This window comes from Streptomyces sp. NPDC001933, from assembly GCF_042890955.1.
In the GTDB taxonomy this organism is placed as follows: Bacteria; Actinomycetota; Actinomycetes; order Streptomycetales; family Streptomycetaceae; genus Streptomyces.
Genome location: NZ_JBIASS010000004.1, coordinates 139,737 through 154,735, shown reverse-complemented (window position 1 = coordinate 154,735; position 14,999 = coordinate 139,737). Strand labels below are relative to the sequence as shown.

The window sequence follows — 14,999 nt, the reverse complement described above, 5'->3', positions numbered from 1 at the left end:
ACCTTCTGGAACCCGGTGGGCCGGCCCCGCCGGGTTTCAGGCCGTCTGCGGCAGCAGCCGCAGATCGGTGGACACGGTGGTGCCCGTGGCGGTCGTGCGGACGGCGGGAACGCCGCTGTACGCGGCGACGATGTCCAGCCCGCGACCGCATTCCGCGTCGGCGGGGGCCGGACCGGGGCGGTCGTGTCCCTCCGGTCGCCAGTGCCCCTGGTCCCGGACCTCGATCCTCAGCACGCCGTCACGGATGTGCAGGCGCAGAGTGACGTCGTCGCTGGTGGTGTGGACGACGGCATTGGTGACGAGTTCGGCGACCACGATGGCCACGGCTTCGCGAACATCGCCGGAGAGTTCCCACCGTTCGACGGCCGCCCCGGCGAAACGGCGCAGGAACGGCACGGACGACGCGATCGCCTCCTTTGTGCAGACGGCCCGGAACGGCGCCTCCTCGGTGGACGGGCCGCGGCAAGGTGACGTGATGGTCATGGGGTACTCCGTCGGTGCTCGTGTGCCCGGCGGTGCGGGCGGGCGGCCGGTCGCCGCTTGCGCGAACGGACCGGCGTATCTCACGATGCCCTGCCCGCACCGATAGAGTCCAAGACTCACTTCCCATAGATCTCATTGTCGGCGTCTATGGCTCGCGGGGCGGCCGGGCCCGGGCAGGGGGGCCGTGCGGGCGTGCGGGCGAGCACGGCCGTCACGACGGCGGCGAGCAGCAGAGCGGTCAGCGGGAACCGGACGGCGGCGGTGAAGCCGTGCAGTGTGGCCGCCCGCGCGCTGCCGTGAAACGCGGTGGCGGCGCTCGCCGCGACGGTGTTGAAGACGGCGGAGCCGATGGAACCGCCCACCTGTTGGGCCGAGTTGACGGAGGCCGAGGCGATTCCTGCGTCCTGCGCGGGTACGTTGGAGGTCGCCCCGGTCATGATGGCGAGGAAGCTGGCACCGTTCCCGACGCTGAAGGTGACCAGCGCGGGGAGGACGTTGGCGGCGTAGCCGGAGTCCGGTGTCAGGAGGGCGAGCTGGAGCAGTCCGCAGGCCGAGACGGACAGACCCGCCGTCATCATCACGCGGGGACCGAGCCGAGGCAGCAGCCGCGTGCCGATCTGGGTGGCCGTGGCGGTGGTGACGAGGCTGATCGGCAGGAAGCCGAGACCGCTGGCCAGTGCGGACCAGTCCAGGACGGTCTGCAGGTAGTAGGTGAGGAACAGGGAGACGGAGAGTTGTCCCATCATGAGCGCTCCCCCGGCCACCAGCGAGGCCACACGGCGGCCGTCGCGCATCAGCCGCGGCGGCAGCAGCGGCGCCGCGGCGCGGGTCTGCCAGTACGCGAAGGCGATGAGCAGTGCGGCGCCGCCGACGAGGGTGCCCAGCACCGAGGGGGCCGACCAGCCGTGCGCCTCGGCCTGGCTGCAGCCGTACACCATGGCCGTCAGCCCGCCGCAGCCCAGCAGGGCACCGGCGATGTCGATGCGGCCGTGCAGGCGCTGCGAGTGGTCCGGGGGCATCCAGGCGGTGCCGAGGAGCGCAGTGAGGGCGATCGGCACATTGACCAGCAGGCACCAGCGCCACCCGAACCACTGGGTGAGCGCCCCGCCCAGCACGACGCCCAGGGATGCTCCGGCCCCGCCGAGGGCGCCGAAGACGGCGATAGCACGGCGTCGCTCGCCGGGGTCGGTGAAGGTGGTCGCGACGAGTGCGAGGGCGGAGGCGGCGAGCAGTGCGGCGAAGGCGCCCTGCACGGCACGGGCGGCGAAGAGGGCCTGCGCGGTGGGTGCCGCGCCCGCCGCGGCGGAGGCGACCGCGAACCCGAGCAGGCCGGCGGTGAACACCCGCTTGCGTCCGAGGTGGTCGGCGAGCCTCCCGGCGAGCAGCAGCAGCCCTCCGAACGCGACGGTGTAGGCGGTGACCACCCAGGGGCGGTCGCCGTCGCTCATGTCCAGTTCGCTCTGCAGCGACGGCAGGGCCACGTTCACGATCGTGCTGTCCAGCAGAATCATCAGCTGGGCCAGCCCCAGAACGCCCAGGGCCCACCAGCGCCTGGGGTGCGGGTGCGGCGACGGCGGGGAGCTGTGGGGTGACGCGGAACCAGACATGGCTTTTTTGTATACCAAATATCGGTTCTCAGGCAAAGAAGTCCCATGACACAGGCTCGACACGGACGGTGGAGGTCACACACCGATGGACAATGGGATACTAAATCTTCCGCCGGAAGCTCCGCCGGGACGGGTGGCCGGCCGGGGGCGCGGCTGGTATCGCGGTGACTGCCATGTGCATTCGGTGCACTCGGACGGCGAACTGACACCGCAGGAGCTCACGGCCGCTGCCCGGTCGGCGGGGCTCGATTTCCTGGCGACCACCGAACACAACACCGCCGAGGCGCACGGCGTCTGGCGCCGGCCCGCCGGTGACGATCTGCTGGTGATCCTCGGCGAAGAGGTCACCACCCGGACGGGGCACTGGCTCGCGCTGGGGATCCGCCCCGGACAGGTCGTCGACTGGCGGTACGGGGTGCGGGACGGGCGCATCGACGGGCATCTGGACGAGGTGCACCGGGCCGGTGGGCTGTGCGTGGCCGCCCATCCGCACGCACCGTACGCCTCGGGCACCTTCATGTATCCGTACCAGGGGTTCGATGTGGTCGAGGTCTGGAACGGGGCGTGGAGCTCGGACGTGCCGTGGAACGCCGACAACGAGGCGGCCCTGGCCGAGTGGGGGCGCGGCCTGGCCGCGGACATCCACCGGGGGCGCTGGCGGCCGGCCATGGGCAACAGCGATACGCATCTGGCGGGCCAGATGGGGGTCCCGCACACCGTCGTGCTGGCCGAGGAGCTGAGCGCCGAAGCGGTCCTGGCCGGGATCCGGGCCGGCCGGAGCTGGATCGCCGGATCGGCCGCCGTCGAGCTGTCGTGCACGGCCTCGGCCGGCGGCCGCAGCGCCGGAATCGGTGAGCGGCTGATGGCGGGCGACGCACCGGCCGAGGTGCGGGTGGACGTACGGGGTGTGCCCTCGGGCACCGTCGCCTTCCACACCGAGCGGGGCGTGGCGCATCGCGCATCGTTGCCCGGATCGGGAGCGGGCACCGTGGAGTGGCGCACCCGTACGGCGGACTCCGCGTTCGTCCGTATCGAGGTGCGCCATCCCGACGGGCAGATGGCGGCGCTCTGCAACCCGGTCGTCCTGGCCTGAACGAACCGGGACGCCGGCTATGCCGGTGGCGCCAGGTGCTGCCACAGGAAGGTGTGCGTCAGGGCCTCGTTGTGGGCGGACTGTTCGTTGTCGCTGGCGCCGGCGTGCCCGCCGCCGGTGTTCTCGTGGAACAGGACCGGGTGGCCGAGTTCGCGCAGTCGTGCCGCCGTCTTTCGGGCATGGCCGGGGTGGACCCGGTCGTCACGGGTGGAGGTGGTCAGGAGTACCGGCGGGTAGACCCGGTCCGCGGTGAGCCGGTGGTATGGGGAGAGCTCGCGAAGGTGCGGGAGGTCGGCCTCGTTGTCCGGGTTGCCGTACTCGGCGGTCCAGGACGCGCCGGCCAGGAGCTTGTGGAAGCGGAGCATGTCCAGCAGCGGTACCTGGGCGACGATCGCGCCGAACAGGTGCGGGTAGCGGGTGAGCATCGCGCCCATGAGCAGGCCGCCGTTGCTTCCTCCCGCGGCGCCCAGCATGGCCGGGGTGGTGATGCCGCGTGCGACGAGGTCCGTCGCGACGGCCGCGAAGTCCTCGAAGGCCCGCGGCCGGTCCGCGCCCAGCGCGGCCTGGTGCCAGTCCGGCCCGTACTCGCCGCCGCCCCGGATGTTGGCGATCACATGGGTGCCGCCGCGCTCCAGCCACGCCCGGCCCGTGACCGCGTCGTAGGAGGGGACGAGCGGTACCTCGAAGCCGCCGTAGCCGTAGAGCAGTGTGGGTCCGGGGGTGGCGGGAGAGTGTCCGGGGCCGATCACGAAGTAGGGCACCCGGGTGCCGTCCTGGGAGGGCGCGAAGAACTGCTCCACCGTCAGGCCGGCCGTGTCGAAGCGGGCCGGGGCCTGCTTGAGGATCTCGGATTCGGCGCCGATCCGCCCGTGGTGGAGGGCGGACGGCTGGAGGAACCCGGACACGTCCAGGAAGTACTCGTCGGAGACGTCGGGGTCGGTGTCCACAACCGTGACGCGGGAGAGTGCCGGGACGTCCGCGAGCGGCTTGCGCTCCCATCCGCCTCCGGGTGTGGGGGTCAGGACCTCGATGTGGGTGCTGACGTCGCGCATCGTCTCCAGGATCAGATGGTGGCGGGTCCAGGAGTGCCCGGCCAGAGCCGTCCGCGCGTCCGGGGTGAACAGCACCTGTGCGGTGCGGTCACCGGCCAGGAAGGCGTCGAAGTCGAACGCCAGCAGGGAGCCCGCCGGCTGTCCGAGCCAGTCGGACTTCAGGGTGACGATCAGATGGCGGCGGTGGGCGTAGGCGTTGGCGTCGTCGGGGACGTCGATCCTGACGAGCGAGGCGTCGGGGGTCAGGAGGTAGGTCTCGCTGCGGAAGAAGTCCAGCCACCGGGAGACGAAGTCCCGCTCGAAGCCGGGTGTGCTGTCGTGCCGTCCCCATGCCGCCACGTCTCCCGTCCCGGCCTCGAAGACCAGCGCGGCCTCTTCCAGGGGTGTGCCGCGGCGCCATCTGCGTACCGTGCGCGGATAGCCGGCCTCGGTCAGCGAGTCGGGACCGAGGTCCGCGCCGATGAAGACGGTGTCGGCGTCGATCCATCCGATCCGCGTCTTCGCCTCCCCCACGCGGAACCCGTCCTCGACGAAGGTCCGGGTGGCGAGGTCGAACTCGCGGACCACGACGGCGTCACCGCCGTCGCGCGACAGACACACCAGTGCCCGGTCGTGGTCGGGGCGGCGCACCTGCGCGCCCGCCCACACCCACTTCTCGCCCTCCGCCGCGGCGAGCGCGTCGACATCGAGGAGGACCTCCCAGTCGGGCGATTCCTTGCGGTACTGCTCCGGCGTCGTGCGCCTCCACACACCACGCACCTGCCCGGCGTCCTGCCAGAAGTTGTAGAGGAACGCGCCGCGCCGGACGGTGTAGGGAATCCGGTCCGAGGCGTCCAGCACCTCTCTCAGGCGCTTCTTCAGGGCGGCGAACCCGGCGTCGGCGGACAGTGCCGCCGCCGTCTCGGCGTTCCGCTCGGCCACCCATGCGAGCGCGGCCTCGCCGTCGATGTCTTCCAGCCACAGGTACGGATCGTCATCAGTCACGAGTCGAATTGTGCAGGCACGGCCCGCGTACCGAGAACACATCCACTCGTCCCGCGCCCGGTCGGCGCCGCTGGGCACCGCCGACCGGGCAGGGGCTTCAGCGGCGGGTCCCCGGCCGCCACCGCCGCCGCGCTGGCCATCCTGGACGACTACGCCGCCGAAGAGACCGAAGAGGGTGAGTGACGGCGGCACTGGCTCCTACCCGCGCGGAAACACCGGCGGAAACAGTTCGTCCACGGGGCGGCGGCGGTGGTCGCGCTCCGGATAGGCCGCACGCATCGTGTCGAACAGTTCCTGGCCGGCCCGCCTCAGCGCGGCGAGGTCGACCCCTGGGACGGCTCCGTCGCGCATGACCACCCTGCCCGCGACCATGGTCAGCACCGCGTCGCGGGCGGTTCCGTTGAGGACCAGGGTGCGCAGCGGGTCCTCGGTGACGCCCATGCGGAAGTCGTCCAGGGCGAACGCCGCCAGGTCGGCGGTGGCCCCCGGGGCCAGCCGCCCGAGGTCCGGGCGGTGCAACGCGGTCGCCCCACCGGTCCACAGCGCGTCGAAGTAGCCGGTGAGCTGCCCCTGCCCCAGGTCACCGGCCTGGAGCTTGGCGATCTGGGTGCCCACGTCGATGCCCCTGATCAGGTCCGGCGGGAAGGAGTCGGTGCCCAGGCACAGGTTGACCCCCTGCTCGCGGTAGCCGGCGAAGGTGTGCAGGTTGTGGGCGTACCGGGCGTTGGTCAGCGGGCAGTGCACGATCGAGACCCCGGAGTCGGCCAGTACGGCCACATCACCGGTGTCGGTACCGAGTACGTCGGGGTGCACGTCCAGCACCACGCCGTGCGGCACGATCAGCCGGTCGGACAACAGCCCGGAGTCCGCGATGAGTTGCGACGGAGTGCGGCCGTGGGTGCGCTGGACGAACTCCCGCTCCCACTGGCCCTGGAGCGCGTGCAGGCGCACCAGCGAGCCTCGTCGGTGCGCGGCCTCGGCGATCTCGCGGAGCATGTCCGGGGTCAGGGTTTCGATCCGGCACGGGAGCAGCACCCCGGTCACCAGGGGATCAGCGAGGTGCTCGGTGTGGTCCAGGAACCGGAGCGCGTCGGCCAGGCCGCGCCGGCCCGCCTCCTCGTCGAACATCACGGTGCGCTTGCCGTCGGCGCCCACCACGTTGACCCCGGAGCGGAACGACGGCCCGAGGAAGGCGCGCAGCCCGAGCCGGGTGGAGACCTCGGTCATCGCCACGAAGTCCTCGTACGTCTCCGCCCAGTCGCTGTGCACCTCGGAGGCGATCGGCATGTAGCTGGTGATGCCGTGCAGGGCGAGCTGCACCAGCGCGTACTCGCGCACCGTGCGCCGCTGGGCGGCGTCGAACACCGCGCGGGGCGCGGCGAAGTACCCGGCCGACCAGGTGAAGCCGTCGGCCAGTTCCGGGGACGCCCATGAGTCGAGGATCAGGTGGTCGATGTCGGTGAGGGCGTCCAGGTCGATGAGGCCGGGGGTGACAACGGCGTCGCCCAGCTCGATGTGTTCGTCGGGCCGGTGCCGGCCGAGTTCGGCGCGATCGCCCACGTCGACGACGGTGTCGCCGTCGATCAGCACGGCGCCGTCCGGGATCTCCACGTGCGAGCGTCCGTCATGGGCTATCACCCAGGAGGCGGTGACCAGGGTCTTCATCGATTCCCTTTCACGTTTGGTACACCAAATCGCAGAACAGACCGCCCGTGATCCGCGCGCGATCGGCGCTTCACGAACCGGGCAGACCTTCGGAACAACGCTCGTACACCTCGCACTGCATCCAAGAACACACAGATCAGCGGAGATTCGACGTGCTCCATGGTGCGTGGCACGGGTTGCCCCGAATGTCGCCGAACCCTAGTAGAAATCGCGATCCTTGGTATACCGTCTCGGCAACTCGCACCCCCGAGCACCGAAGGACCGACGTGCCGGATCCACAAGAGCCACCCATCCCACTGCCTCGCGCCGGCGCGCCGGAGCCCGCTGACGGACAGGTGGCCACCCTGAACCCACCGGCTGCCGAAGCCATACCGGCCGGACGCGTTCCGGCGGCGGAGATCGCCACCGCACGGTCGCTGCTGGGCACCGCATGGCTCCGGATCCGGCGCAGCCGGATCGCCGTCGCCGCGTTGGCCGTGGTGGTCCTGATGGTGCTGTTCGCGGCCCTGGCCCCGGTGCTGGTCGCCATCGAGGGCTCGGATCCGTTCACCCCCCGGATCGGCCCGGACTTCCTGGACGACCTCTACACACCGGGGCTGCCACTGCCGTACTACCGCTTCCCGTCCGGCGAGCACTGGCTCGGCCTCGAACCGGGCCTGGGCCGTGACATCTTCGCCCGGATGGCCTTCGGCGCCAGGATCTCGCTGACCATCGCGCTGCTGTCCACCCTGGTCTCGGTGGTCCTGGGCACCGTGCTCGGTGCCGCCGCCGGCTACTTCGGCGGCAAGGTCGACATGGTGATCAGCCGGGTGATGGATCTGTTCCTGGCCTTCCCGCACCTGTTGCTGGTGCTGTCGCTGACCCCGATCCTGCAGTCCCGGCTGCGGGGCACCGCCCTCGACTCGGGCAGCCTGGTGCCGATCGCCTCGCTGGTGATCATCCTGGGCTTCTTCGGGTGGGCCTATCTCGCCCGAGTGGTGCGCGGCCAGGTCCTCTCCATCCGCGAGCAGGAGTACGTCGAGGCCGCCCAGGCTTACGGAGCCTCCCACCGCAGCATCATCTTCCGGCAGATCATCCCCAACGTCATGGGCGTCGTGCTGGTCTACGCGACGATGATGATCCCCACCAACATCACCGCCGAGGCGGCCCTCTCGTTCCTCGGTGTCGGGGTCAAGGACCCCACTCCGTCCTGGGGCCAGATGCTCAACGCGGCCCAGGCAGGCAACTGGTACCTGTCCGACCCGTGGTTCCTGGCGGTGCCGGCCGGCGCGCTGGTGATCACCGTGCTGGCCTTCAATCTGCTCGGCGACGCGGTCCGCGACGCGCTGGACCCCAAGTCGTCCCGCGGCTGATCCGCCCGTCCGCACCACCCCTTACGTACTCGCAAGGAGACTTCAGTGAAGAGAACCACCGTGGCGGGACTGGCCCTGACGGTCACCGCCGGGCTGGCCCTCACCGCATGCGGCGGTGCCAAGCCCGCCCCCGGCTCCGGCTCCGACCGCCCGGCCGACGCCTTCGCACCGGTCACGATCGGGAAGGGGAACACCGCCAAGGGCGGGAACGTCAACGTCCTTATGTCCTCGGACTTCCAGACGCTGGACCCCGGCAACAGCAACTACGTGCAGACCGCCGATGTGGGGCAGCTGTACTACCGCACCCTGACGATGGCGAAGGAGACCGCGGGCCGGCCGCCGACCGTCGTGCCGGATCTCGCCACCGACCTGGGCAAGCCCTCCGCCGACGGCCTCACCTGGACCTACACCCTGAAGAAGGGGCTGAAGTTCGAGGACGGCACGCCGATCACCAGCAAGGACATCAAGTACGGCGTCGAGCGCACCTACGCCCGCGACGTCTTCACCCAGGCACCGCAGGAGCTGAACTCCGCGCTCGCGGACGACAAGTACAAGGGCCCCTACACCGGTGGTGACTTCAAGGGCATCGACACCCCGGACGACCACACCGTCGTCTTCCACCTCAAGCAGCCGTTCGCCGAGTTCCCCGCCCTGGTCTCGCGCTCGAACACGGCGCCGGTGCCGCGGGCCAAGGACACCAAGCTCGACTACACCAACCACCCGGTCTCGTCCGGCCCGTACAAGATCGCGTCGTACGACCGCGGCCGGTCGATGAAGCTGGTCCGCAACAGCCAGTGGGACCCGGCCACCGATCCGAACCGGCCCGCCCGCCCGGACACCTTCAGCTTCACCCTGTCCACCGCCCAGGCCACCATCAGCCAGCAGCTGATCGCCGACTCGGACCCGACCGCGATCACCCTGGACAGCAACGGCGGCCTGCAGGCCTCCGACGCCGCCAAGCTCAACGACCCCCGGGTCAAGGCGCGCACCGCGGCCGGTCTGCTGGGCTGCACGGACGTCCTGAACCTCAACACCGAGACCATCAAGGACCCCCTGGTACGCAAGGCGATCGCACTGTCCATCGACCGGAGCGCCATCCAACTGCAGTACGGAGGAGGCCGGTTCGGCAAGCTGGCCCAGTCCTACATCAACCCGGCACAGCGCGGCTACGTCGATCAGCACACCGACCTGGACCCCACGGGCAAGCCGAAGCTCGCCGAGGCCAAGAAGGCACTCAAGGGCAAGAAGGTCCCCAAGACCCTCGTGTACGGGTACGCCGACACCAACGCCCGGTACAAGAACGTCGGCACCGTGCTCCAGCAGAACCTCAAGGCGCTCGGCATCGACCTGCAGCTGCGCCCGATCCCGGCCGCCAACTACTACACGGTGCTGGCCGGTGACCAGATGCCGGACATCGCCCGCAGCGGCTGGTGCGGCGGCGCGGACAGCGGCTCCGTACGCACCACCATCGACCCCAACCTGGGCCCGAGCCTGGACGGCAAGACGTTCGGCTTCTCCAACATCCCGCGCTACCACGACCCGGAGATCTCCGGCGCCATGTACCGGCTCCGCGGCACCAACGGGACCAGTGAGGAACTGGGCAAGAAGTGGGCCACCCTCTTCGACCGGGCCATGCAGGACTACCCGCTCGTGCCGTTGGTACGCAGCTACACGAGCAGTGTGGTCGGCTCCAAGGTCCGTAACGCGCAGGTGGGTTACTTCTTCGGCGCCATCGACCTGTCGGTCGTCGGCGTAGAGCACTGACGACGACGCGACAGCAGGCGAGAGAGGCACAACGGTGAGTCCATCCCGAGTCGGCGGGCCGCGCCCATGACCGGTTTCCTGTTGCGGCGGATCGCCGCGATGATCGTGCTGCTGATCGTGATCAGTTTCGCGACGTTCACCCTGTTCCAGCTCGGTCCGGCGGACCCGGCCGGGGCGGCCTGCGGTCAGGAGTGCACTCCGCAGCGCATCGCCGAGGCCCGCGTCGCCCTCGGGATGGACAAGCCGTTCCTCACCCAGTACGTCACCTACATGTCCGGGCTCGTGAGCAGCCACCCGGTCGGTGCACCCGGCGCCGAGACGCTGTGCTCGTGGCCCTGTCTGGGCAAGTCGTTCCAGACCAACGAGGACGTCACCGCGATCATCGGACGGGCCCTGCCCTACACACTGTCGGTGGCCAGCGGTGCGATCGTGCTGTGGACCGTCGCCGGCGTCGGGCTCGGTCTGCTGGCGGCTCTGCGCAAGGGCCGGCTCACCGACAAGCTGATCGTCGGCGCCGCCTCGGTCGGGGTGTCGCTGCCCATTCCGGTGACCGGGCTGCTGTTGCTGCTGCTGTTCGTCAGCACCCTGGACGTGCTGCCCTTCACCACCAACGAGATCGCCTCGCCGTTCGGCGCCGCGGGGCCGGGCGGCTGGCTCCTCAACTACCTGCTGCCCTGGGTGGCACTGGCCGTGCTGTTCAGCGCGCAGTACATCCGGGTCACCCGCAGCAACATGCTGGAGACCTTCGGCGAGGACTTCATGCGGACCGCTCGCTCGAAGGGCCTGTCCCGGCGGAGCATCGTGTTCAAGCACGGGACGCGGGCCGGGATCACCCCGGTGGTCACCATGCTGGGCCTCGACATCGGCGGACTGCTGGGCGGCGCCGTGCTCACCGAGCAGATCTTCTCGGTGCCGGGTGTCGGATTCACCGCGGTGCACGCGGCACAGGCCGGCGACCTGCCGGTCACCATGGCCATCACCATGATGGCCGCGTTCTTCATCATCGTCGCGAACGTCCTGGTCGACATCGCCTACGCGGTGATCGACCCGCGAGTGAGGATGGCCTGATGACCACGCCCGAGCCGGCTCCCCTGCTGGCCGTCCGCGACCTGCGGGTGAGCTTCCCGACCGACGACGGCGTGGTGCACGCGGTCAACGGGATGGACCTGACCCTGGCGCGCGGCGAGACCGTCGGTATCGTCGGCGAATCCGGGTCCGGGAAGACCGTCACGAGTCAGGCCCTGATGGGGCTGCTCAAGGGCACCTCGGCCACCGTCACCGGGCAGATCCTGCTGGACGGGCAGGATCTCAATGTGCTCGGCGAGGCGGGGATGCGGGCCTACCGCGGCAAGCGGATCGCGATGATCTTCCAGGACCCGCTTTCGGCGATGCACCCCTTCTACCCGGTCGGAGCGCAGATCGCCGAGGCCTACCGGGTGCACAACAACGTGTCCAGGAAGGCCGCGGCGGCGGTCGCCGTCGACATGCTCGGCCGGGTCGGGATCCCCGATCCGGCGCGCCGGTACTCCGCGTACCCGCACGAGTTCTCCGGCGGCATGCGGCAACGCGCGATGATCGCCATGGCGCTGGTCTGCGAACCCGAGCTCCTGATCGCCGACGAGCCCACCACCGCGCTGGACGTCACCGTCCAGGCCCAGATCCTCGATCTGCTGGGCGAGTTGCAGGCCGAGACCGGGGCCTCGGTGATCCTGGTGACCCATGACCTCGGTGTGGTCGCCGAGGTGTGTCACCAGGTCGTGGTGATGTACGGCGGTCAGTGCGTGGAACGGGCGACCGTCACCGACCTGTTCCGCGAACCACAACACCCCTACGCCCAGGGGCTGCTGACCTCCATGCCGTCGCTGGCACGGCGCTCCGAGCGGCTCAGCCCGATCCCGGGCTTCCCGCCGTCGCTGCTGGCGCTGCCCGAGGGTTGTCTGTTCGCGGACCGCTGCCCGAAGACGCACCTGGTGCCGGACGGAGCCTGCGGAACCCGGCGGCCGGCCCTGACCGGCCCCGACGGGCACCTTTCACGGTGCCACCTGAAGAGCCCGCAACCGGCCGGAGAGGCGACCCGATGACACCGCTGCTGCAGGTCACCGATCTGACCAAGCACTTCCCGATCCGCTCCGGCGCGTTCCGCCCCGGTGCCTTCCGGTCCGGCGGCGGCGTGATCAAGGCCGTCGACGGTGTCAGCTTCTCGGTCGGGGCCGGGCAGACCCTCGGCCTGGTGGGCGAGTCCGGCTGCGGCAAGTCGACCACCGGCCGGCTGCTCATGCGGCTGCTGGAGCCCACGTCCGGGAGCATCCGGCTGGAGGGCCGGGAGATCGCCGAACTGCGCCGCTCCGAACTGCAGGAATACCGGCGCCGGGTGCAGATGGTGTTCCAGAACCCCTCCTCATCACTCAACCCGCGCCAGTCCGTGGGCAGTGCGATCGCCGCACCGCTGGTGGCCCAGCGGATCACACCGGCCGGCGGCGTCAAGGCCAAGGTGCGGGACCTCATGGACCGGGTCGGACTGCGCCCCGACCACTACAACCGCTTCCCGCACGAGTTCTCCGGCGGCCAGAAGCAGCGCGTGGGCATCGCCCGTGCCCTTGCCCTGGACCCACAGCTGATCATCTGCGACGAGCCGGTGTCCGCGCTGGACGTCTCGGTGCAGGCACAGGTGATCAATCTGCTGGAGGACATCCAGCGGGACACCGGGGTGGCGTACCTCTTCATAGCCCATGACCTGTCCGTGGTCGACCACTTCGCCGACCGCATCGCGGTGATGTACCTGGGCCGGATCATGGAGTACGGAGACACCGCCGGGGTCTTCGACACCCCTCGGCATCCCTATACCCGGGCGCTGCTGTCGGCCGTCCCGCAACCGGACCCGACGGCGGACCGCAGCGGACGGATCCGGCTGTCCGGCGATCTGCCCAGCCCGGCCGACCCGCCGAGCGGCTGCGTGTTCCGGTCCCGGTGCCCGGCGCATCCGCTTCTCGGCCCGGAACAGCGGCAGTTGTGCACGGACAGTGAGCCAGGCGGCGACATCGCCTGCCACCACAGCGATGCCGTCGCCGGGGCCCTGGCCCGTTAGGCCGGACCGGGCCGGTGGATCCACCACGGCTGCGGCCGGCGACCGGGCCCTTCCACGGCATGCCCGGGAAAGGGCCACGGCTCACAGACCGATGTCGCGGCCGTTCATGTCGGCGAGGGATTCACGGCGGACCAGCAGCCGTGCGCGGCCGTCCGTGACGGCGACCACCGGCGGACGTCCGACCGCGTTGTAACTGGATGCCATGGAGAGGTGGTACGCGCCCGCGACCGGAACGGCCACCAGGTCCCCGGGGCGGATGTCGCCGGGCATGGTCGCATCGGCGGCGAGCACATCGCCCGCCTCGCAGTGCCGGCCGACGACGGTCGCGGTGCAGGGCCCCGCCGTCGAGCGTCGTCCGACGAGCCGGGGTGCGTAACGTACGCCGTACAGCGCGGGCCGTGGGTTGTCGCTCATTCCGCCGTCCACGGCCACGAAGGTGCGGTCGCCGGTCCTCTTCACCGCGAGCACCCGGTACAGCGCGACGCCTGCCGGCCCGACCAGCGCACGGCCGGGCTCGACGGTGAGCCGGGGCACGGGGATGCCGGCCGCGGCGCAGCTCTCGGCCAGTTCGCGACGGATGCGGGCGCCGAGGGTCGGGATGTCGAGCGCGGCCTCCCCCGGCCGGTAGGCGACGGCGTGTCCGCCACCGAGGTCCAGTTCCGGCAGCACCGTTCCGTGCTGGTGGCGGATCTGGGCCAGCAGCCCGACGACGCGTCGCAGCGCGGTCAGGTAGGGCTTGACGGTAGTGATCTGCGAGCCGATGTGGCAGTGCAGGCCCACGAGTTCGAGCCGTGGCTGGTCGAGGATCCGGGCGACGGCGTGCCCGGCGCTCCCGTCGTTGATCGACAGTCCGAACTTCTGGTCGTCCGTGCCGGTGCGGATCGCGGCGTGGCCCCCCGCGCTCACGCCCGGAACCACGCGCACCAGCACCTTCTGGCGGGCGCCGTCCGGGATGAGCGCGGACAGCCGGGCGATCTCCCACGCGCTGTCGATGACGATCCGCCCGACGCCCAGGCGCAGCGCGGCCTCCAGGTCGTCCGGGCTCTTGGCGTTGCCGTGCAGCACGATGCGGTCGGGCGGGAAGCCGGCGGTCACGGCGAACTCCAGCTCGCCCGCGGAGCAGACGTCCAGACCGAGGCCCTCCTCCCGCACCCAGTGCAGAAGGGCGCGGCAGAGGAACGCCTTGGCCGCGTAGACGACGTCGGTGTCCGGGAAGGACCGCAGATAGGTGCGGCAGCGTTCCCGTACTTCGCCCTCGTCGAGGAGGTACACCGGTGTGCCGAACCGCTCTGCCGCCTCGACGAGCGAGACGCCTCCCACCGCGACATCGCCATGGGAGGTGAGCCGTGCCGAAGCGGGCCAGACGGACAGTCCCGCGGCGGCCGGTGCCACGGACGGAACCGAAGCCGGAGAAGGAGCCGGAGAAGGAGTCGGCAGCCCGTGCAGTGTTGTGGTCATGGTGTTCCCTCAGCCGATCAGGAGGTTGCCGCAGGAGGTGGCTGCCGTCCGCCGGTCGTGTTGTGGCACGGGGGCCGTACGGCGGGGGCGCCTCGCAGGGGCGGCAGCACCGGGCGCCGGGACGGCGAACAGTGGATCGACGACGAGATCGACGACCCCCAAGGGTGCGACGAGGGCGCGCAGCGCGGGCTCGGAGAGGCGGATCCAGGGCTGGCGCTGTCCGAGGGTGCGGGTCAGCTGCCGGTCATCGGTGAAGGCGACGGCGGTGCGTACACCGAGGGGCGTACGGAAGAGGCGGGCGCAGTGGCCCTCGGGCCCCGGCCGGACCGGAACGAACAGTGCTCCGGTCCGGCTCGGTCGAAGGGGGTCGGGGTCCTCGGCAGGCCGGCTGTCGTTCATGACACTCCTCGTGGAGGCGGGTACGTCGCCCCCGGACCACTGGCGATCCGGGGCATG

General features: G+C 70.7%; 12 protein-coding genes. 6 read left to right on the top strand and 6 right to left on the bottom strand.

Going from position 1 to position 14,999, the window contains the following annotated elements:
- Window positions 1–36: 36 nt before the first annotated feature.
- Window positions 37–483, bottom strand: coding sequence for an ATP-binding protein (locus tag ACFYY7_RS11760; protein ID WP_388660152.1), 447 nt, complete (start codon window positions 481–483; stop codon window positions 37–39).
- 116 nt (window positions 484–599) lie between these two features.
- Window positions 600–2,090: an MFS transporter gene (locus tag ACFYY7_RS11755; protein WP_388660150.1), complete on the bottom strand. Its 1,491-nt coding sequence runs from the start codon at window positions 2,088–2,090 to the stop codon at window positions 600–602.
- Between the two features lie 85 nt (window positions 2,091–2,175).
- On the opposite strand from ACFYY7_RS11755, the gene ACFYY7_RS11750 reads away from it, so the two are divergent.
- The gene (locus ACFYY7_RS11750) at window positions 2,176–3,183 is read left to right on the top strand and encodes a CehA/McbA family metallohydrolase (protein WP_388660147.1); all 1,008 of its coding nucleotides are present in this window, start codon (window positions 2,176–2,178) and stop codon (window positions 3,181–3,183) included.
- A gap of 17 nt (window positions 3,184–3,200) precedes the next feature.
- Here the strand turns inward: ACFYY7_RS11750 and ACFYY7_RS11745 are convergent, their stop codons facing one another.
- Together ACFYY7_RS11745 and ACFYY7_RS11740 are read right to left on the bottom strand one after the other, a co-directional pair.
- A complete protein-coding gene (locus tag ACFYY7_RS11745) occupies window positions 3,201–5,261 on the bottom strand; it encodes a prolyl oligopeptidase family protein (protein ID WP_388661073.1) in 2,061 nt (686 codons plus the stop codon).
- Window positions 5,262–5,417: 156 nt separating this feature from the next.
- Window positions 5,418–6,884: a chlorohydrolase family protein gene (locus tag ACFYY7_RS11740; RefSeq protein WP_388660144.1), complete on the bottom strand. Its 1,467-nt coding sequence runs from the start codon at window positions 6,882–6,884 to the stop codon at window positions 5,418–5,420.
- Window positions 6,885–7,228: 344 nt separating this feature from the next.
- Here ACFYY7_RS11740 and ACFYY7_RS11735 point away from each other — a divergent pair, with 344 nt between their 5' ends.
- The 5 genes from ACFYY7_RS11735 to ACFYY7_RS11715 all read left to right on the top strand — a co-directional run bounded on the left by ACFYY7_RS11735 (window position 7,229) and on the right by ACFYY7_RS11715 (window position 13,085).
- Window positions 7,229–8,236, top strand: a complete 1,008-nt coding sequence (locus ACFYY7_RS11735) for an ABC transporter permease (RefSeq protein ID WP_388661070.1) — start codon at window positions 7,229–7,231, stop codon at window positions 8,234–8,236.
- A 45-nt stretch (window positions 8,237–8,281) separates the two neighbouring features.
- Window positions 8,282–10,000: an ABC transporter substrate-binding protein gene (locus tag ACFYY7_RS11730; RefSeq protein ID WP_388660141.1), complete on the top strand. Its 1,719-nt coding sequence runs from the start codon at window positions 8,282–8,284 to the stop codon at window positions 9,998–10,000.
- 66 nt (window positions 10,001–10,066) lie between these two features.
- The gene (locus tag ACFYY7_RS11725) at window positions 10,067–11,068 is read left to right on the top strand and encodes an ABC transporter permease (protein WP_351252220.1); all 1,002 of its coding nucleotides are present in this window, start codon (window positions 10,067–10,069) and stop codon (window positions 11,066–11,068) included.
- The gene (locus ACFYY7_RS11720) at window positions 11,068–12,081 is read left to right on the top strand and encodes an ABC transporter ATP-binding protein (RefSeq protein WP_388660138.1); all 1,014 of its coding nucleotides are present in this window, start codon (window positions 11,068–11,070) and stop codon (window positions 12,079–12,081) included. The genes ACFYY7_RS11725 and ACFYY7_RS11720 overlap by 1 nt, the downstream gene beginning before the upstream one ends.
- On the top strand, window positions 12,078–13,085 hold the full coding sequence (locus tag ACFYY7_RS11715) for an ABC transporter ATP-binding protein (protein ID WP_388660135.1): 1,008 nt from the start codon (window positions 12,078–12,080) through the stop codon (window positions 13,083–13,085). The genes ACFYY7_RS11720 and ACFYY7_RS11715 overlap by 4 nt, the downstream gene beginning before the upstream one ends.
- An 81-nt stretch (window positions 13,086–13,166) precedes the next feature.
- On the opposite strand, the gene lysA is transcribed toward ACFYY7_RS11715, so the two are convergent.
- Together lysA and ACFYY7_RS11705 are read right to left on the bottom strand one after the other, a co-directional pair.
- A complete protein-coding gene (gene lysA / locus ACFYY7_RS11710) occupies window positions 13,167–14,543 on the bottom strand; it encodes a diaminopimelate decarboxylase (protein WP_388660132.1) in 1,377 nt (458 codons plus the stop codon).
- A gap of 9 nt (window positions 14,544–14,552) precedes the next feature.
- Window positions 14,553–14,942 carry an SAV_915 family protein gene (locus tag ACFYY7_RS11705; RefSeq protein ID WP_388660129.1) on the bottom strand — a complete coding sequence of 130 codons (390 nt, stop codon included), beginning with the start codon at window positions 14,940–14,942 and terminating at the stop codon, window positions 14,553–14,555.
- Between the last annotated feature and the right edge of the window lie 57 nt (window positions 14,943–14,999).

Bases quoted from the DNA above. Each gene is read 5' to 3' on its own strand.
- ACFYY7_RS11760 (WP_388660152.1), bottom strand. From the start codon at position 483: ATGACCATCACGTCACCTTGCCGCGGCCCGTCCACCGAGGAGGCGCCG.
- ACFYY7_RS11755 (WP_388660150.1), bottom strand. From the start codon at position 2,090: ATGTCTGGTTCCGCGTCACCCCACAGCTCCCCGCCGTCGCCGCACCCG.
- ACFYY7_RS11750 (WP_388660147.1), top strand. From the start codon at position 2,176: ATGGACAATGGGATACTAAATCTTCCGCCGGAAGCTCCGCCGGGACGG.
- ACFYY7_RS11745 (WP_388661073.1), bottom strand. From the start codon at position 5,261: ATGTGTTCTCGGTACGCGGGCCGTGCCTGCACAATTCGACTCGTGACT.
- ACFYY7_RS11740 (WP_388660144.1), bottom strand. From the start codon at position 6,884: ATGAAGACCCTGGTCACCGCCTCCTGGGTGATAGCCCATGACGGACGC.
- ACFYY7_RS11725 (WP_351252220.1), top strand. From the start codon at position 10,067: ATGACCGGTTTCCTGTTGCGGCGGATCGCCGCGATGATCGTGCTGCTG.
- ACFYY7_RS11720 (WP_388660138.1), top strand. From the start codon at position 11,068: ATGACCACGCCCGAGCCGGCTCCCCTGCTGGCCGTCCGCGACCTGCGG.
- ACFYY7_RS11715 (WP_388660135.1), top strand. From the start codon at position 12,078: ATGACACCGCTGCTGCAGGTCACCGATCTGACCAAGCACTTCCCGATC.
- lysA (WP_388660132.1), bottom strand. From the start codon at position 14,543: ATGACCACAACACTGCACGGGCTGCCGACTCCTTCTCCGGCTCCTTCT.
- ACFYY7_RS11705 (WP_388660129.1), bottom strand. From the start codon at position 14,942: ATGAACGACAGCCGGCCTGCCGAGGACCCCGACCCCCTTCGACCGAGC.